Genomic DNA, 17,740 nt, shown 5'->3' with positions numbered 1-17,740 from the left:
GAACATGATCACACAGGAAACACAGAAAATAACTGAAAAAAATGAACAACAAAAGAAAAAAAGATTACTGGCGCTTCTTTTATTATTGCTTGCGTTTGTTGCGATTGGTTGGTATTGGTATGTCAATATCCAACCAACGCAGATTTTGTCGGACGATTTTCCGGAAATCAAACATGCGGAAAAAATGACAGGCGATCAACTGAAAAAATATGCCAATCAAGCAGTAGACGATAGTAATGTAACTATCAATGTGTATCCAGAAGTCAGTGTCAATGCGGATGGGAAAACGGGCAATATCTGGATCCAAAACTTGCCGACCAATCGTTATGGGCAACAAGCCATATTGTCTATGAAGGATTCTAAAGAAACATTATATGAAACAGGCTTATTGGAGCCTGGATATGAAGTAACCGAATTGACATTAGCAAAAGAGTTAACGACAGGCACGCATCCAGGAGTAGTGGAACTAGAGTTTTATGATTTAGAAAATAAAAAGCTTATGGGTAAAACGACGGTTGACGTGACCATCAATGTCAATCAATAAAGAGGGAATAAAGCAATCATGCTTTAGGATATAAAGACATAAATAAAGGAGAAAACAAAATGAAAGCAAAAAATATTCTAGCAACAGGTTTGATGTTCGGCACGATTTTAGCAGCAGGGGCAAGTGTTCAAGCTGATATTGTCATCAACGGAGATGATCAAACGATCGATAATTCATTAGGTGGATCGATCGATAAGACTGCAGATGTGGCGATCGATGGAACTATAGGTTTTGATAACACAGATCCGGAAGCGCCAGAACCAGGAAATCCAGATAAATGGTTGAATGTGACGTTACCTTTAAAAGCGGTCTTCTTCACTGAACCAGAAGACTATAAGACAATTCTAGGTGGAGAGCATACGATCACCAATCATTCAGGTCGTCCAGTAAAAATCACTCTAGGAAATTACGCAGTTTCATCTGGTGATATCTCAGCAATCGATCGGTTAACATTGGTTGGTAGTTTAGGAGACAGCAATCTTTTGATTGAAAATGGTTCGGTGAATTCAACCTTATCACAAGACTTTATGACTTTAGCTTCACCGAATGCACGTCCTGGTGATTTAACAGGAGCAAGCACAGCGACGTTTACTTTTGAAGGGGATGTTGATACTGATGTTCTTGATTTTCCAACGGATAAAGGATCAATCTCAATTGCAAGTACGTTGACATTGAATATTGAAGCGCTAGATGAAGCTGGAGATCCTTATCCATAGTTCAAATCGTGAGGTGATTGGATGAAACAAAAAAAACAAACAATTCTTTGTTTGTTCATGGCTTTAAGTCTATTGATCGTTGGATTGCCACAAACGCACATAGAAGCTAGTTCTAATACCATTGAAGTCACTGGAGAACTAGAGTTTGATTCAAATGCGACACAAGAAACAAGCCCCACAAAGCCGAACACCGATGATCCGAAAGAATCAGTGACACCAAGCGCACCGCCTAAAAAGAACGTTTTACCACCATTGGGAGAACAAATACAAGTATTGTACGTTTTGACAGGTGTGATTTTGATTTTGATCGTTCTTGTTAGTTATCAAATTATTCGTGACAAGCGACGAAATCCAAAAAAAAAATGGGTAAAATCATTGTGAACTATTCATCGAATAAATAAATAAAAACCGTAGATTGAAGGATCTACGGTTTTTTTTTTATAAAAAATAGCTTTATAACAGCAGGTTCAACATTTTCGCAAATCAGAATTATTTGTTAAAAAAATCACTTGACTTAGAGTTCGGTTCAAGGTGTATGATTAAGCAGAAATAAAGGAGGGAAATTCATGTTATTAAAACAAATAAAAGGTCCTCAAGATCTAAAGAAATTGAAGCAAGAAGAGCTTCAACAAGTGGTAGAGGAAGCACGTGCCGCGTTATTGCAAAAAATCAGCCAATATGGTGGACATAATGGCCCCAATCTAGGCGTTGTTGAAATGACGGTAGCGCTACATTATGTGTTCGATTCACCAAAAGATCAATTTGTTTTTGATGTCTCACACCAAACCTATGTGCATAAAATGTTGACAGGAAGAGCGCAAGCGTTTTTGGACCAAGCACATTATCAGGAAGTCTCAGGTTACACGAACCCATTAGAGAGTGAACATGATCTCTTTACGATCGGACATACATCGACTTCATTGTCTTTAGCAAATGGTTTAGCTAAGGCGAGAGATTTAAAAAACGAAAAAAATAATGTCGTTGTAGTGATTGGCGATGGGTCTTTATCGGGAGGTTTAGCCTATGAAGGTTTGAATAATATTTCTGAACTAGGCACCAATACGATCATTATCGTCAATGATAATGACCAGTCGATCGCAGAAAATCATGGAGGACTTTACAAAAATCTCAAAGAGCTAAGGGAAACGAATGGTCAGGCCACGAACAATTTCTTTAAAGCATTAGGACTTGATTATCGCTATCTTGACGCAGGTAATGATTTAGCTGCTTTGATCGAGTTATTCGAAGAAGTAAAAGATCAAAAAGAGCCAGTTGTGTTGCATATCCATACCGTCAAAGGAAAAGGTTTCTCCTTTGCAGAAGAAAATCGCGAAAAGTTCCATGCGGGTGGACCGTTTAGTCTCGAAACAGGTGAGTATCTGCGATCGAAAGGAGCAGAAACCTATAGCGGTCTAACAACAGACTTCTTATTGCGCAAAATGGCGGATGATCCAACAGTTGTGGCAGTAAATGCAGGCACACCGATGATTTTATTTACACCGGAACAACGTCAACAAGTTGGCGCACAATTTGTTGATGTAGGGATTGCCGAAGAACATGCGGCGACGATGACTGCTGGTTTAGCTAAAGGCGGGGTAAAACCTGTATGGGCAGTCCATTCACCATTTTTACAAAGAAGTTACGATCAAATTTCTCATGACTTAGCGTTGAATCGTTTATCAGGTACGATCCTCGTGACACTTGCTTCTGTAAACGGAATGAATGATGAAAGTCATTTAGGGATCTTTGATATTCCATTTTTGAGTCATATCCCAAATCTAGTCTACTTAGCACCGACAACTAAAGAAGAATACTTAGCGATGCTTGAATGGTCGATCGATCAAACGGATCGATTAGTGGCAATCCGCGTACCAGTCGGCCCAATCACTTCTTATGGTAAAGTAGATCGAACAGATTACAGTCAGTTATATAAGAACAAAGTCATCCAAAAAGGCGAAAAAGTAGCAATCATTGGTGTAGGTAATTTTTATGGTTTGGCAGAAGAAGTCGCTGTTGAATTGAAGAAACATCTCCAACTAACTGCTACGGTGATCAATCCAGCGTTCATCTCTGGTTTAGATACTGAATTACTGGATGAACTTAAAGATACGCACGATATAGTAGTAACACTTGAAGATGGTCTCTTGGAAGGTGGCTACGGTCAAATGGTCGCTGGCTATTTAGGAGATGCAACGATTCGTGTACAAACTTACGGCTTAGATAAAGCTTTTCATGATCGCTATGAAGCATCAGAACTATTAGCGGAAAATGGGCTGACAGTAGAGAATATCGTGAAAAATATTAAAGAAACACTTGCCGAGCAACGATAATCAAGTCGAAGAAGTGCTTATTTCCGGAGAACGATTTGGAACGAAGCGAGCTTACACTTGAACCAAATTTACATCAAATAGATAAATAAAATGATCTAATAAGTAATCACTGAAACAGTGGTCTGCTTTCAATGCTGAGGATAGCGCATTGAAGCAAGCCACTGTTTTTTTATAGAAATACTTATCTGAAAATGATTAGAAAATTTACACAAAAAATATATATTCCTACAAATAATTTACTTAAAGTTAATCAGAAGTAAAAAGTGATTTTCTACAATTAGCAGTATAGAAAGAACAAAGGAGTGAACGCATGTTAAAGCTAGATGGTATTAGTAAGACGTTTAATCATCATGAAGTTTTAAAAGAAATCAATGTATCGATCGCTAAATGTGAGATCGTTTCGATACTCGGTGCTTCTGGTTCAGGAAAAACAACTTTATTGAATATCATCCTTGGATTGGAGCAACCAACAAATGGTCAACCACTTTATGATGGCGAAGATATCACAAAACAGGTCATGGAAAAACGACCATTTAATATTGTCTTTCAGGACTATGCTTTATTCCCTAACCTAAGTGCCTATGAAAACTTGGTGTACGGGTTGCGAAAACAAAAAAATATCACTTCCAAAGAAGAATTGCAAGAATTGATCGATCTATTGGATTTGAATGATCATTTGGATAAACGCATCCACCAACTATCTGGCGGGCAAAAACAACGGGTGGCATTAGGTCGGACTCTGGTTATGAAACCCCAAGTATTGTTACTTGATGAGCCCTTAAGTGCATTGGACGGTGTCATCAAAGAATCGATCAAAGAACGTATCCAATTGATTGCTAAAAAACTGAACTTAACGACGATCATCGTTACGCATGATCCAGAAGAGGCATTGACCCTTTCTGATAAAATCATGGTTTTGAAAGATGGTCGAATCGCACAATACAGTACACCAAAAGAAATCGTGACGAACACGATGGAACCCTTTGTACAGGCATTTATTGTCGATCAGCTAAAAATCAAACGACGTAATATTGAACGGATCATTACTCAAGCAACCGGCGTAGTTCATGAAAAAGTGGTTCGCTTCTCATGAGAAAGATGAAAATAGAAGCACTACTGCCAGCGTTCATCTTGTTTGGTTTTGTCCTCGTATTGTTTTATCCCTTAGCGAATGTTTTGAAAGAAGCGTTGACTGTTGAAGGCGGATTTTCCTTTGAGTTGTTCAGGGAACTAGCAAGGAACTTCGATTGGCTAAATGCGTTAAGTAATAGTTTGCTCATTGCTGGGCTCACAGCACTTTTTGCCACCTTTCTTGGCTTCTGGTTTGCTTACGGGATGCATTTTACGAATCTACCTAAGGGGTTCAAGTGGATGATTGAGAAATGCTTTATGTTGCCAATGTTATTACCGACCATCACATACGGGTTTGTGTTGATCTATTCTTTTGGCCGTCAAGGATTGTGGACACGTCTAGTCGGTCAAGAATTGTTTTCGATCTATGGAAAATCAGGTGTGATCTTAGGATTACTGATCTATACGATCCCAGTGACTTTCTTATTGATGAATGACGCCATGAATTATTTGGATAAACGCTATTTGACGGTGTCGAGATTGATGGGAGACGGATTTTTTAGAGGATTGAAAATCACAATCCTGCAACCTTTGGGCAAAACATTTGGTGTTGCTTTCGTCCAAGCCTTTTTCATGAGTTTTACGGATTTTGGTATACCTGTAGCGGTGGGGGGGGCGAGAACCGTTTATCACGACTTTATTGTATGAGTACTTTATGGGTTCGATCCCAGACTTTAATCGAGGAGCCGTCATTGCATTGATCATGTTAGTTCCTTCGATCGTTAGCATTCTGTTTTTGCGTAAGATCCAAAAAAATGATCATGCAACCCCCGGGACAAATACGTCAGTAAAAAGCAACCCTGTCAGAGATTTATTCTTTGGCGTAGGACTGACAGTTGGTGGTTTATTTATTTTAGGAGTCTTCCTCGTGATGTTTCTTCTTCCTTTTGTAGAAGGGTGGCCCTTTGATATGACTTTTACTACACGTCATATCGAAGCGTTCCTACAAACGTCTGATTTAAGAAGAACGTTGAATACAGGGATATTCGTTACCTTATGGACAGCGTTGTTTGGAACAGTTATTGCTTATTTGGCAGCCATTTTTACCGCTAGATCCGCAAAACAAAACGTGATCCTGAAAATGATCGATAGTCTTGCTTCTGTCACGAATTCGATTCCAGGAATGGTTTTAGGGATTGCCTATTTGCTGGTGTTTAGCGGAACAACTCTTCAAAGTACGATCAGTATTTTGGTGATTGCCAACATGGTGCATTATTTTGCAACCCCTTATCAGTTAGCGAAAAGTGCCTTATTAAAAATGAATCCCAACTGGGAAAACACAGCGAAGATGATGGGGGATAGTTGGCTTGATACAGTGGTTCGGATCATTCTTCCAAATTCAAAGCGGACGATCGTGGAAATGGCTTGTTACTATTTTACAAATTCGATGGTTACGATCAGTGCAGTGGTGTTTTTGACAAGTGCCCGAACGATGGTGATCACGACCAAAATCAAAGAATTACAACATTTCGGCAGATTCATTGAGATCTTTATCCTATCCATTTTATTATTGTTGATCAATCTAACCGCAAGAATACTTGCGCAATCTATCATGAGGAGATTTGAAGCAAATGAAAAAATTAGTCAAAAAAGGGTTCATTTATCTGTCTTTCGCCAGCGCTTTAGGAATTTTAGGGGCGTGTAGTACGTCAAACGCAAGTGAGAATGCCAACGGTAACGAAGAAAAAGTCATAATATACACGAATGCAGATGAAGAGCCGGTTCAAATCATCAAAGATGTTCTTGATTCGAATGGATTTGAAAACCAATACTTGCTACAATCCTTCGGTACTTCGGAATTGAGCGGTAAACTCTGGGCAGAAGGCACAGATATTGAAGCGGATCTAGTGACAATGAGCACGTTCTATTTGGATGGTGTCCAAGAAAATGAACCGATATTCAAAGAATTGGCATTAGAAGTCCAACCAATCGATGATCTGCCAAATTACCAAGCACCGATGACGACACAAGAAGGGGTCATTTTCTACAATACTCAAGCAATGGAAGAAGCAGACTTGCCTGTACCGACAAGTTTAGCTGATTTAGCTGATCCGATCTATGAAGGGCAACTAGCGATTTCTGATATCAACCATTCCTCAACAGCTTGGTTATTGTTCCAAGGATTGATTGATCAATATGGAGAGACAAAAGCACAAGCGATTTTAGCCGATATTTATGACAATGCAGGCGACCATATTGAAGCGTCTGGTTCGGGTCCGTTGAAAAAAGTCCGCGTCGGTGAATTGGCGTTGGGTTTTGGGTTACGTCATCAAGCAATCAAAGATAAAAAAGAAGGATTGCCGATCGATTTTGTGGAACCAAGTGAAGGAACATATGCTTTAACAGAATCACTCGCGGTGATCGATAAAGGAGAAGCGACGAATCCTTTAGCCGAAGAAATGTTGAATGTGATCCTTAAAGAAGGTCGGGCAGATTTATTACAATTCTACCCAAGTAAACTTTATGAAACAGATGATCTAGCGGGGGTTGAAACCGCCAAAAATCAAAAAGTTTTCCCGGAAGCATTAACCCCAGATCTGCTAAAAAAACATGCCAGTCTAGTTGAATAGGAGAAAGAAAATGAGTGGAAAAACAAAGGTGATCGAACATTATGAAAAAGAAATCAATCACAGTAAAATCAATTATAAATTACTGACACCAGGTCCTCTGACCACGAGTCGTACAGTGAAAGAAGCAATGCTTGTCGATCATTGTACATGGGATGATGATTTTAAAGTCATCACTCAGGCGATTCGACAACGATTGCTTGATCTTGCTGGTGTCTCCAATGAGGCTTATACAGCTGTTTTGATGCAAGGAAGTGGCAGCTTTGCAGTTGAATCTGTGTTAAGTTCAGTTGTTGGCGCGACCGATCGTTTACTGATCTGTACAAATGGTGCTTATGGCGAACGGATGGTGCAAATGGCTCAATACCATGGCATTGATCATGTGATTTATCAAGTGGCTGAAAATGAAACACCACAAGCTGAAAAAATCGAGGAACTATTAGCGTTGCATCCTGGTATTACTGCACTTGCAATGATCCACAGTGAAACGACTTCTGGTATTTTGAATCCTTTAGAAGAGATTTCAGCAGTGACAAAGAAACACAAATTATGTTTTATCGTCGATGCGATGTCAAGCTTTGGCGGCATTCCGATCCCTGTTGGCGCGTTAGGAATCGATTTTCTAGTTTCAAGTGCAAATAAATGTATCCAAGGAGTACCTGGATTTGGTTTTGTGATTTGTCAAAAAGAGCTATTAAAAAAAAGTGCCGGACAAGCACGCACGTTGAGTATGGATCTGTATGATCAATTTCGTGTGATGGATGTAGACGGGAAATGGCGTTTCACTTCACCAACCCATACTGTTCTCGCATTTTGGCAAGCGCTAGAAGAGTTGGCGGAAGAAGGTGGTATCGATGCTCGCTATGACAGATATCAGATGAACAATGAGCGTTTGCGTGAACGAATGGCAGAAATTGGGTTTGAAGCCTATGTTAGTGAGAATCAGGGACCTTTCATCACGTCATTCAAATATCCTGAGAACATCCAATTCGAATTCCAAGCATTTTATGACTATTTAAAAGCACATGGCTACGCGATCTATCCTGGGAAAATCAGTGATACTGATTGCTTCCGGATTGGGAATATTGGTGAAATCTATCTGGAAGATATCGAAAAAGTAGCTGGGTTGATCCAGCAATATATGGAGGAGCGAAAAAATGATTAATGTGGTCATCTTAGATTGGGCAGGAACAGCAGTCGATTTTGGTTGTATGGCACCGGTGTCGGCGTTTCGCGAAGCATTCAAACATCAAGGGATCACTGTGACTGAACGAGAAATCAGAGAGCCGATGGGAATGAAAAAAATCGAGCATATCCAAATGATGCTAGAAATGCCTCGTATTGCTGAAAGTTGGTTAGAAACTCACGGACGTCAGCCTGAAACTACTGATATCGAGGCAATCTATGAAACATTTGAAGAAGTATTATTCCAGCAATTGGCAAATCATGCAGAAGTGAAATCGGGTGTACTTGACACCGTCGCAACTTTACGTAAGCGAGGAACCAAAATCGGCAGTACGACTGGTTATACGAGTGAAATGATGGCAATCGTTGTTGCGAAGGCGAAAGAACAAGGGTATCAGCCAGATCACATCGTCACACCAGATGAAGTAGACGGCAAAGGGCGTCCCTCTCCAGAGATGTTATTAACGAACTTGAATTATTTTAAACAGGAAAATAGACAAGAAGTGTTAAAACTAGGAGATACGATCTCTGATATACTCGAAGGGAAGAATGCAGGAGTTCTTTCTGTGGGCGTAATTGAAGGAAGTTCACAAGCTGGTTATTCCTTTGACACGTATCAGTAATTATCGTCTACTGAAAAAGAGAAACTTTTTGAGCGGGTGCGGCAAGAATTTTTAGAAGCTGGCGCAGATTATGTGATCGATCGGTTTTCTGATTTGCCAAGACTCATTGAAACAATTGAAGAGAAGCAAGCTGTTATGAATTGAATCAATCAACCATCAAGAGGTCGAGACCGAAATGTTTAGCCTTGAAAAATAAGGCGCTAGCCGCGAAAATCGTTCTTCCAATTTTTGTGGCTGGCGCCTTATTTTTTTCGAAGAGGTTACTTCTGTTCCTGCCATTTATTCGGTTTTAGGTGGTAAAGAATTAGTGGCCCACTTATTTTACGAAAAAAACAGCAGAATATTGCAAAATAATGCAAAATAGCGTATCTTAGATGAAAGGAGTGAGCGGTCATGTTGAAGGAAGAACGCATCCAACGTATTAAAACAATGATTGATCAAGAAAAAAGTGCTTCGATCGAAGATTTAGCAGATCGCTTAGATGTGTCTAAAGATACGATTCGTCGGGACTTGATCCAGTTAGCAAAACAGCGCCAAATCAAACGGACCCATGGCGGTGCTTTAGCGATTCAAAAAGAAGCAACGATCTTTGATTATGAGCAACGGTCAACGATCCTAAATGATGTGAAAAAACAAATGGCTGAGCAGGCGCTTGAAATAATGGCAGATCCTTCCTCGATCATCTTTGATTCTTCGACCACAGTGGAAGCAGTGATTAGAGAACTGCCGGACAAAAAAATCCATGCGGTCACCAATTCTTTATCTCACGCTTTATTACTAGCCCATCATCCGAAAACAGCTATTTCCTTATTACCTGGTAGATTACACAAAGAACAGTTGTTTTTATTTGGAACGGAAACAGTGGAACAGTTGAAAAATTATCAAGCAGACTACACACTACTTGGAGTATTTGCGTTGACAAGCGAAGGACTGTTCATCCATACAGAGGAAGAAGGCTTAGTGAAACGTCAGATGATCCAACAAGGACGTAGGGTGATCGCGCTAGCGGATCATACCAAACTAGATAAAACTGGTTTTTATAAAGTCAGCGACTTATCAGCGATTGATTATTTGATCACGGATCAAAAGCCTCCAAAAGCATTAGCCAAAGCACTGACTCAGAACCATGTAGAACTCATAGAAGCGAGGAAGAATGAATGAAAAAAGAAAACATCCAGTTAACAACTATACCAAAACCAGCGATTTTTCCAGATGTTCCCCCTGTCTTTTTGACGGAGGACACGATCACCGAACGGATCAACAAAACGATCGAACTCATGAAAGACGAAGCGATAGATCTGTTGGTGATATATGCAGATAAAGAGCATGGTGGTAATTTTGAATATTTTACAGGCTTTATTCCGCGATTTGAAGAAGGATTATTGGTGTTAGATCAATCGGGCAAATTCACGATGATTCTTGGGAATGAGAATCTAAAAATGAATGCCCATGCGCGGATCACTGCGGATTTGATCCATTATCCAGCATTTTCTTTACCGAATCAACCAATGGACCATGAACAAAACCTGTCAGCTATTTTTGCATCATTAAAGGTGGCAGATAGAAAGAAAATCGGGTTAGTCGGTTGGAAGTTGTTTACGTCTATGACACAAAACAATAGCCAATTGTTCGATGTACCATTCTTTATCGTAGATGCGCTAAAACAAGCAATCACTGCGGAAACTGCTATCGTCAATGGCACTCATCTATTGATTGGTGAGGAAGGGGCGCGTGTCACGAACAATGCAAATGAAATCGCACACTACGAATATGGGGCAAATCTTGCTTCGTCTTGCATGCTACGTGCATTAGATGCCATTGAGCTTGGTGTGAAAGAATCCGAGATCGGAGAGTTGTTGCACGGACAAGGACAAGCGAATACAGTGATCACGATTGCTGCAACTGGACGCCGTTTTGAATTTGCGAATCTTTATCCGACAGCAAAAACGATCCAATTCGGTGATCCGCTGTCATTGACGACAGGCTTCAAAGGTGGCTTATCCAGTCGTACAGGATTTGTGATCGAAGAAGAAGCTCAACTGCCAGTAGAACAAGCCGATTATCTGGATCGAGTAGCAAAACCTTATTATGCAGCTATCGTCAGCTGGCTAGAAGCTATCCATATCGGAATGAAAGGGGCTGATCTCTATCAATTGATTGAAACAGTCTTGCCACAAGTGACCTATCACTGGCATTTGAATCCAGGACACTTGACGGCGGATGAAGAATGGTTAGCCTCGCCCATTTATTCTGGTTCGCAAGAAATCATCAAGAGTGGTATGATCTTCCAGTTAGATATTATTCCTTCTGTATCAGGATATACTGGAGTAAGTGCAGAAGAATGTGTGGCACTAGCAGATGAAGGATTGAGAAATGAACTGAAAGAGCAATATCCAGACATGTGGGAGCGGATCGTTAGACGTAAGCAATATTTAGCGGATGTCTTGAAGATTCATTTAAGTGAAGAATTGCTGCCTTTATCAAACACTGTCGGCTATCTCCGTCCGTTCTTTTTAGCCAAAGAAAAGGCATTCTGTGTAGATTCAGTTGAATAAGCAACCTCCCTTCTTAACGATCGAGTAATCTGGTTGAGAGGGGATTTTTTTATTTAAGTGCAAAAGAGTATTTTCGTTGGGCCTCCTTTATTGTATAATATGTAAACGATTTCTTTTTTGTGGAGGTAAAGATGAAAAAGGTTTTATTGATTGATAATGGCCGTAAATATTTTTCGAAAGAACAATTGATCCAGATCATAAAAAAAGCAAGTCAATGTCGATACACGGCGATTTCTTTTGCGCTGGGAAATAACGGATTACGCTTTTTACTGGATGACATGACGCTGACTGTCAAAGGGAAAACTTATTCCAGTCAATCAGTCAAAGAAGCATTGATTGCAGGAACAAAACAGTACTATGAGGATCCTAATGGTACTTATTTGACGGAAACAGAAATGGCAGAGTTAGCTAGTGTGGCTAAGGCAGAAAACATGGAAGTGATCCCGCTTATCAATACCCCTGGCCATATGGACGCGATTCTAACAGGAATGCAACAATTAGGCATCGAACACCCTTGTTATCAAACGTCGATTCGAACACTTGATTTGGATAATCAAGAAGCGGTCGCTTTCACCAAAGCACTACTTGAAAAATATGTGAGCTACTTCTCAACGATCACTAATTCCTTCAATATAGGTTGCGATGAATTTGCCAATGATTTAACTGATGGCGGATGGCGAGGACTCCAGCAGTCTGGGAAGTATCGCGATTTTGTCACTTATACCAATCAATTGGCTGAACTGGTCAAAACCTATGGGATGATTCCGATCGTATTTAACGACGGCATCTACTACGAGGAAAAAGAACAATTTGGTCGATTCGATCAAGACTTAGTGATTGCCTATTGGACAGCAGGGTGGGACAACTATCACGTCAGTTCTGCCGAATTTTTACTTGATCAAGGGCATCAAGTAGTGAATACGAACGATCACTGGTATTGGGTCATCGGTCGAAAAACAAGTGAACAAGGACATTACTCCTTTGATACAGCAAAAAACGCACTAGCGACAATTTCGACATCCACTGTAGTCAGCAATACCGAATTACCAGTGATGGGTAGTATGGTTGGTATTTGGGCAGATGAGCCACAAGCAGAGTTTGTACTAGCCGATCTGTTTGAACTACTAGAAACAACTGTAAAACAATAGTAAAGACAAAAAAACTGTCATTCGATGGCGTACGTAGTTGCCTGTTGAAAATCAGTTTTTTGTTATTTTTAATTGTTTAAAATGAGTATCCATTCATTTGAAGTTATTTTCATTCGTTTTTTTATTGACAGTAATTCGCTACTAGCGTATATTATATTTTATAAATCGTAATCATTACTATTTAAAATTTGAGTGGTTTGATCGAAGCTGAAAATAGGGCAACGATTGAATTGCTAAAAAAGAGTGAGAGAAGGAGAAAACATGCGCCAAAACATTACATTAGAATGCAAAGAAACGGGTGAACGAATCTATCTGACGAGTAAAAACAAAAGAAATACACCGGAACGATTAACGTTAAAGAAATATTCGCCAAAGTTAAGAAAGAAAATGCTATTTACAGAAGTAAAATAAGGTGAAATGAATGTTCTAGAAAATGGGGGGATAAAATGGAGAAGCAAGACCTTTCAAGCGCATATAGACGATTGAACAGCCCGAATATCAAAACACGAAAACGTGCGCTCAAACTCATCCAACAATCAAAAAGATTGAAGAATAAACACTAATAGTAGTAATATCATTGGTTTCGATACAACTCTTTTTTTTGCTGTATAACGATGATAAAAAACGTGTTATACTATTCAAAAATAAAGGGGGCGAAATCAATCGATATCAAGTATACCTATGCAACGATCAAGGATCTACCGCGAATTGTGGACATTTATAATCAGTCTATCGCATCGAAGCAAGCAACGGCGGACCTGGAACCGATAACGGTTGACTCGAGGGTCCCTTGGTTTGAGGCGCATCATGCTGATTCTAGACCGCTTTGGGTAATGCGTCATGGCGATCATATCGTCGGTTGGATCAGCCTTAGTGATTTTTATGGTCGGCCTGCGTATCAACAGACAGCGGAAATCAGTATTTATCTAGACCTAGTGACACGTGGTCATCATTTAGGTAAGGCCGCACTTGCCTTTGTGGAAACTCAACTGCATCGTTTAAAAATCCAGACAGTGCTTGCATTTGTTTTTGATATGAATCAGGCAAGTAAAAAGTTATTTCTCAAAAATGGATATGCAGTTTGGGGACATTTGCCAAAAGTTGCCAATATGGGCAATCAAGAAAATGACCTGATCATTCTAGGGAAAAAATATCAAAATCAATAAAAAAGATGTACATTTTGTCCATGTGACAAAAATGTATGTTTTTTTTTTGCTTCTTACTACACAAATGACTCATTAAGTGCTAGACTAATAGATGAAACAGGTATGAATATCTGTATTAATATTATTTCTATTTATAATGTAATGATCATGTAAATAGCTTTGAAAAGGAAGGTGTCTCATGTTGTTTAAGGAAAAACAAGGCGTAGGAACTGTATCAGAAAAAGTAATTAAAGAAAAACAAGGTGACGAAACTGTATCAGAAGAAATGATTAAAGAAAAACAAGGTTCAACAACTGTAGTAGAAAGTTTAATCAATCATCAAGTTGATTACGTATTTGGTATTCCAGGAGCGAAAATCGATGGAGTATTCAATGAATTAGAAGATCATGGTCCAGAGTTGATCGTGACGCGTCATGAGCAAAATGCTGCCTTTATGGCGCAAGCAATTGGTCGTATTACTGGAGAACCAGGTGTGGTGATTGCGACAAGTGGGCCAGGTGCGAGTAATCTAGCAACCGGACTAGTCACAGCAACAGCAGAAGGTGATCCCGTGTTGGCAATCGCAGGGCAAGTAAAACGAAGTGATTTATTAAAATTAACACATCAAAGCATGAACAATGCTGCGTTGTTTGAACCAATCACAAAATATAGTGCAGAGATCCAAGATCCTGAAACAATTTCAGAAATTATCGCTAATGCCTATCGAATGGCAAAGAGTTCGAAAAAAGGCGCTAGTTTTATCAGTATCCCTCAAGATGTGGTGGATGCACCAGTCAAAAGTGAGGTCATCAAACCATTACAAGATCCTAAATTAGGCTCAGCATCTTCAGGAGATATCGACTATCTGGTTGAACGGATTCGTGAAGCGAAGTTACCTGTATTGTTAGTTGGAATGCGTGGATCAAGTAAAGATGAAACAGCAGCCATTCGCCAACTTGTTGAAAAAACAGGATTGCCTGTGGTAGAAACTTTCCAAGCAGCTGGTGTGATTTCTCGTCAATTAGAAGACCACTTTTTTGGTCGAGTAGGTCTATTCCGCAATCAACCAGGAGATATGCTGTTAAAACGGAGTGATTTAGTGATTGCAATTGGCTATGATCCAATCGAATATGAAGCGAGAAACTGGAATGCTGAAAAAGATGCTAGAATCATCGTCATTGATGAAACACCAGCTGAAATCGACAGTTACATGCAACCAGAACGTGAACTAATCGGGGACATTTCTGCAACATTAGATTTACTGACAGAGTCATTAGAAGAAACACAAGTATCGGCAGATGCGCAAGAATATTTAAATACGTTGCAAGAAAAGTTGAAGGCACGAGATATTTGTGAAACCAGTAGTGAAGACGGGATCTTACATCCGTTAGAAGTAATTAATACACTGCAATCGAAAGTAACGGACGACATGACTGTGACAGTTGATGTAGGTAGTCATTACATTTGGATGGCCCGCCACTTTAGAAGTTATGAAGCGCGTCATTTGCTATTCAGTAATGGCATGCAAACATTAGGCGTCGCACTTCCTTGGGCGATCTCTGCTGCACTGGTTCGTCCAAATACGCAAGTAATCTCTGTGTCAGGAGACGGTGGCTTCTTATTTTCTGCCCAAGACTTAGAAACAGCTGTACGTAAAAAATTGAATATCATTCATTTGATTTGGAATGATGGTCATTATAATATGGTCGAGTTTCAAGAAATCATGAAATATGATCGAGCATCAGGGGTTGATTTTGGTCCAGTTGATTTTGTTCAATATGCCCAAGCTTTTGGGGCTAAAGGTCTGCGAGTAAGCAATGCAGAAGAATTGGCATCTGCCTTAGAAGAAGGATTTGCTACAGAAGGGCCAGTCATCATCGATATCCCAATTGATTATCGAGATAATGAAAAATTAGGTGAAACGATCTTACCAGACCAATTTTATTGAAAAAATAGCGTGATTTGTGAAATATCAAAATCATAAAAAAGAAGTCCTTGAACCTCTAAGAGTTCAGGGATTTTTTTTGTGAAACATATAAGAAAAATTCTCAATGGAATTTGTGAAAAATTGCCAATAATTGCCGAATAAAATGCCCTTTTTTCTCCAAGAGGATGCTAGAAACTATTCAAATGCTCTTGTGAGAGTATGCACAAAAATAATGAAAGAGAGCGTATTACTGCTTTTTAAAATCTACGCTAGTATGGATGAAGACACAAGCGGTTTAAAAGATAAAAATTCATCAAGTGTTTACCACAGTTTACATTGAGCTGGAAAAAAACTGGATTATAATACTCTCTGCCCGTAACTAGCCAAATAGAATTTAACTTTTTGAGGTGCATTGCAACTACTACGTTAAAAGAGATTTGGCGAATAATACTTTTTTTGCGCGATTCCAAAAAAAGAAGTACTTGGTCAATTTGACCAAGTTAGGTTTTGTTAGGTGGAATTTAGTGTATAAATAGATGTACAAAATTTTTTCAAAATCAAAAGTAAGGAGAAAAATTATGGGAACTAAAAAGAGGAAATGTTTTAATTTGGTTGCTGTAGGTTTAGCACTTGCGTCTGGCTTGGTGCTAACAGGTGCTAATGGAACCGTTGCTAGTGCCGATAGTGTTAAGACAGGTTATAAGTCTTCAGATGACTATTTGGTACAGCATGGTATTTATACGCTTGGTGCGACAGATGCAACGATTGAGGTTGGTTCTGTGAACGCAACTTCAATTTTATCTGCTACACATGCTATTGCTACGAATGTTCTTGCAAGTGAAATTCCGATGCAGTCACCGAATATACAAGTTATTCTGAAGCAAAGCAACGTTAAAGATGTACCTGGTCAATATAAGGTTACATTAGGCATTGCTGAAGATCCAGAGTTAGAAAAGACTGTGACAATTACCGTTGTAGATGAGAAAAAGGATGTTGGTCAAAATGGTATTTATTCATTAACTGCGAATGATGTAGTTTTTTCTATCGGGCAGGCAAATGAACAAACTATTATTGCTCAATCAGGAGCTCAAGCTAAGACTACGGCAGGGATTCCTCTAGAAATAATTATTAAAAAATCAGATGTTAAGAGTTCAGAGGTTGGAGATTACAAAGTTGTATTAGGTATAAATGAAGATCCAACTATTAGCATTACAATTAACGTGAAGATTGTTGGAACAGAAGGTGAAAAGCCTAGCACAAAGGTGATTCGTGCTTATGATGCCGTGGTAGAGGCAGGGCATATCGACGATAATTTGATTCTTTCATCTGCGAATGCTGCGGTTATCAATCCAGTTACTGGAATGGAAGTAATAGAAACCCCAGTTTATATCAAATCAAGTACAGTCGAAGATAAAGCAGGAGTCTACTCTGTCGTATTAGGAGCGAAAGGTGATTCGTCAGTCCCAGAAAAAACAATTCAAGTAACAGTCCTTGGCAACTCATCTGGAGGTGGAGAAACAAATCCGGATACACCAATCCCTAGTCCATGGATGATTCGTGCGTATGATGCTACAGTTGAAACAGGTCAAATTGATGATAATAGCATTCTTTCCGCTGCAAATGCTATGGTCATTAATGCGGTTACGGGCATGACAATTGATACTCCCTATATTAAATCAAGTACAATTGAAGACAAGCCAGGAACCTATACAGTTGTATTAGATGCAAAAGGCGGATATTCATCAGTCCCAGATAAAACAATTCAAGTAACAGTCCTTGGTAACTCATCTGAAGGTGGAGAAACAAATCCGGATACACCAATCCCTAGTCCATGGATGATTCGTGCGTATGATGCTACAGTTGAAACAG

Annotated in this window: 18 protein-coding genes; all 18 read left to right on the top strand. The window is 39.5% G+C overall.

Features of this window, described 5'->3' with window-relative positions; translation table 11 throughout:
• The first annotated feature begins 4 nt into the window (after positions 1–4).
• The gene (locus tag ACH0AK_RS03020) at positions 5–544 is read left to right on the top strand and encodes a hypothetical protein (RefSeq protein WP_010735054.1); all 540 of its coding nucleotides are present in this window, start codon (positions 5–7) and stop codon (positions 542–544) included.
• Between the two features lie 59 nt (positions 545–603).
• Entirely contained in the window at positions 604–1,260 is a 657-nt protein-coding gene (locus ACH0AK_RS03015) for a hypothetical protein (protein ID WP_023519941.1), read from the top strand.
• Between the two features lie 21 nt (positions 1,261–1,281).
• Positions 1,282–1,641: an EF2685/EF0750 family sortase-dependent surface protein gene (locus tag ACH0AK_RS03010; RefSeq protein WP_194179818.1), complete on the top strand. Its 360-nt coding sequence runs from the start codon at positions 1,282–1,284 to the stop codon at positions 1,639–1,641.
• 185 nt (positions 1,642–1,826) lie between these two features.
• On the top strand, positions 1,827–3,590 hold the full coding sequence (locus ACH0AK_RS03005; protein ID WP_096081607.1) for a 1-deoxy-D-xylulose-5-phosphate synthase: 1,764 nt from the start codon (positions 1,827–1,829) through the stop codon (positions 3,588–3,590).
• A gap of 310 nt (positions 3,591–3,900) precedes the next feature.
• Positions 3,901–4,683, top strand: coding sequence for an ABC transporter ATP-binding protein (locus ACH0AK_RS03000; protein ID WP_499796724.1), 783 nt, complete (start codon positions 3,901–3,903; stop codon positions 4,681–4,683).
• Complete coding sequence (locus ACH0AK_RS02995; protein ID WP_438846596.1) at positions 4,680–5,369, top strand: ABC transporter permease; 690 nt, start codon at positions 4,680–4,682, stop codon at positions 5,367–5,369. Before ACH0AK_RS03000 ends, ACH0AK_RS02995 begins: the two co-directional genes overlap by 4 nt.
• A gap of 7 nt (positions 5,370–5,376) precedes the next feature.
• Complete coding sequence (locus tag ACH0AK_RS02990) at positions 5,377–6,366, top strand: ABC transporter permease subunit (protein ID WP_226075435.1); 990 nt, start codon at positions 5,377–5,379, stop codon at positions 6,364–6,366.
• Positions 6,293–7,291 (top strand): extracellular solute-binding protein, encoded by a 999-nt coding sequence (locus ACH0AK_RS02985; protein ID WP_062804988.1) that lies wholly within the window; start codon positions 6,293–6,295, stop codon positions 7,289–7,291. The genes ACH0AK_RS02990 and ACH0AK_RS02985 overlap by 74 nt, the downstream gene beginning before the upstream one ends.
• 10 nt (positions 7,292–7,301) lie before the next feature.
• Complete coding sequence (gene phnW, locus ACH0AK_RS02980) at positions 7,302–8,453, top strand: 2-aminoethylphosphonate--pyruvate transaminase (RefSeq protein ID WP_010735061.1); 1,152 nt, start codon at positions 7,302–7,304, stop codon at positions 8,451–8,453.
• Positions 8,446–9,096 (top strand): phosphonoacetaldehyde hydrolase, encoded by a 651-nt coding sequence (gene phnX, locus ACH0AK_RS02975; RefSeq protein ID WP_499796723.1) that lies wholly within the window; start codon positions 8,446–8,448, stop codon positions 9,094–9,096. Before phnW ends, phnX begins: the two co-directional genes overlap by 8 nt.
• Before the next feature lie 393 nt (positions 9,097–9,489).
• Entirely contained in the window at positions 9,490–10,257 is a 768-nt protein-coding gene (locus ACH0AK_RS02970) for a DeoR/GlpR family DNA-binding transcription regulator (protein ID WP_010735063.1), read from the top strand.
• Positions 10,254–11,651 carry a M24 family metallopeptidase gene (locus ACH0AK_RS02965; protein WP_499796722.1) on the top strand — a complete coding sequence of 466 codons (1,398 nt, stop codon included), beginning with the start codon at positions 10,254–10,256 and terminating at the stop codon, positions 11,649–11,651. Before ACH0AK_RS02970 ends, ACH0AK_RS02965 begins: the two co-directional genes overlap by 4 nt.
• 131 nt (positions 11,652–11,782) lie before the next feature.
• Entirely contained in the window at positions 11,783–12,799 is a 1,017-nt protein-coding gene (locus ACH0AK_RS02960) for a beta-N-acetylhexosaminidase (RefSeq protein WP_010735065.1), read from the top strand.
• Between the two features lie 261 nt (positions 12,800–13,060).
• Positions 13,061–13,210: a 50S ribosomal protein L33 gene (gene rpmG, locus ACH0AK_RS02955; protein ID WP_010735066.1), complete on the top strand. Its 150-nt coding sequence runs from the start codon at positions 13,061–13,063 to the stop codon at positions 13,208–13,210.
• A 35-nt stretch (positions 13,211–13,245) separates the two neighbouring features.
• Positions 13,246–13,362, top strand: a complete 117-nt coding sequence (locus ACH0AK_RS02950) for a putative metal homeostasis protein (RefSeq protein ID WP_096081604.1) — start codon at positions 13,246–13,248, stop codon at positions 13,360–13,362.
• A gap of 51 nt (positions 13,363–13,413) precedes the next feature.
• Entirely contained in the window at positions 13,414–13,965 is a 552-nt protein-coding gene (locus tag ACH0AK_RS02945) for a GNAT family N-acetyltransferase (protein WP_224434874.1), read from the top strand.
• Positions 13,966–14,230: 265 nt separating this feature from the next.
• A complete protein-coding gene (alsS, locus tag ACH0AK_RS02940; RefSeq protein ID WP_041684454.1) occupies positions 14,231–15,892 on the top strand; it encodes an acetolactate synthase AlsS in 1,662 nt (553 codons plus the stop codon).
• Between the two features lie 557 nt (positions 15,893–16,449).
• The coding region (locus ACH0AK_RS02935; RefSeq protein WP_499796721.1) for a hypothetical protein at positions 16,450–17,740 on the top strand (1,291 nt) is incomplete at its 3' end.

It is taken from the genome of Enterococcus pernyi, from assembly GCF_045371165.1.
GTDB lineage: Bacteria > Bacillota > Bacilli > Lactobacillales > Enterococcaceae > Enterococcus_B > Enterococcus_B pernyi.
Note: the sequence above shows the minus strand (reverse complement) of the source record. Positions and strands in the feature narration are given on the sequence as shown.

What these genes read in the sequence shown, in the direction of transcription:
- ACH0AK_RS03020 (WP_010735054.1), top strand. Translation starts at nt 5, where the DNA reads ATGATCACACAGGAAACACAGAAAATAACTGAAAAAAATGAACAACAA.
- phnX (WP_499796723.1), top strand. Translation starts at nt 8,446, where the DNA reads ATGATTAATGTGGTCATCTTAGATTGGGCAGGAACAGCAGTCGATTTT.
- ACH0AK_RS02950 (WP_096081604.1), top strand. Translation starts at nt 13,246, where the DNA reads ATGGAGAAGCAAGACCTTTCAAGCGCATATAGACGATTGAACAGCCCG.
- ACH0AK_RS03015 (WP_023519941.1), top strand. Translation starts at nt 604, where the DNA reads ATGAAAGCAAAAAATATTCTAGCAACAGGTTTGATGTTCGGCACGATT.
- ACH0AK_RS03000 (WP_499796724.1), top strand. Translation starts at nt 3,901, where the DNA reads ATGTTAAAGCTAGATGGTATTAGTAAGACGTTTAATCATCATGAAGTT.
- ACH0AK_RS02995 (WP_438846596.1), top strand. Translation starts at nt 4,680, where the DNA reads ATGAGAAAGATGAAAATAGAAGCACTACTGCCAGCGTTCATCTTGTTT.
- ACH0AK_RS02985 (WP_062804988.1), top strand. Translation starts at nt 6,293, where the DNA reads ATGAAAAAATTAGTCAAAAAAGGGTTCATTTATCTGTCTTTCGCCAGC.
- phnW (WP_010735061.1), top strand. Translation starts at nt 7,302, where the DNA reads ATGAGTGGAAAAACAAAGGTGATCGAACATTATGAAAAAGAAATCAAT.
- ACH0AK_RS03010 (WP_194179818.1), top strand. Translation starts at nt 1,282, where the DNA reads ATGAAACAAAAAAAACAAACAATTCTTTGTTTGTTCATGGCTTTAAGT.
- ACH0AK_RS02960 (WP_010735065.1), top strand. Translation starts at nt 11,783, where the DNA reads ATGAAAAAGGTTTTATTGATTGATAATGGCCGTAAATATTTTTCGAAA.
- ACH0AK_RS03005 (WP_096081607.1), top strand. Translation starts at nt 1,827, where the DNA reads ATGTTATTAAAACAAATAAAAGGTCCTCAAGATCTAAAGAAATTGAAG.
- ACH0AK_RS02945 (WP_224434874.1), top strand. Translation starts at nt 13,414, where the DNA reads ATGATAAAAAACGTGTTATACTATTCAAAAATAAAGGGGGCGAAATCA.
- rpmG (WP_010735066.1), top strand. Translation starts at nt 13,061, where the DNA reads ATGCGCCAAAACATTACATTAGAATGCAAAGAAACGGGTGAACGAATC.
- ACH0AK_RS02990 (WP_226075435.1), top strand. Translation starts at nt 5,377, where the DNA reads ATGGGTTCGATCCCAGACTTTAATCGAGGAGCCGTCATTGCATTGATC.
- ACH0AK_RS02970 (WP_010735063.1), top strand. Translation starts at nt 9,490, where the DNA reads ATGTTGAAGGAAGAACGCATCCAACGTATTAAAACAATGATTGATCAA.
- ACH0AK_RS02965 (WP_499796722.1), top strand. Translation starts at nt 10,254, where the DNA reads ATGAAAAAAGAAAACATCCAGTTAACAACTATACCAAAACCAGCGATT.
- alsS (WP_041684454.1), top strand. Translation starts at nt 14,231, where the DNA reads ATGATTAAAGAAAAACAAGGTTCAACAACTGTAGTAGAAAGTTTAATC.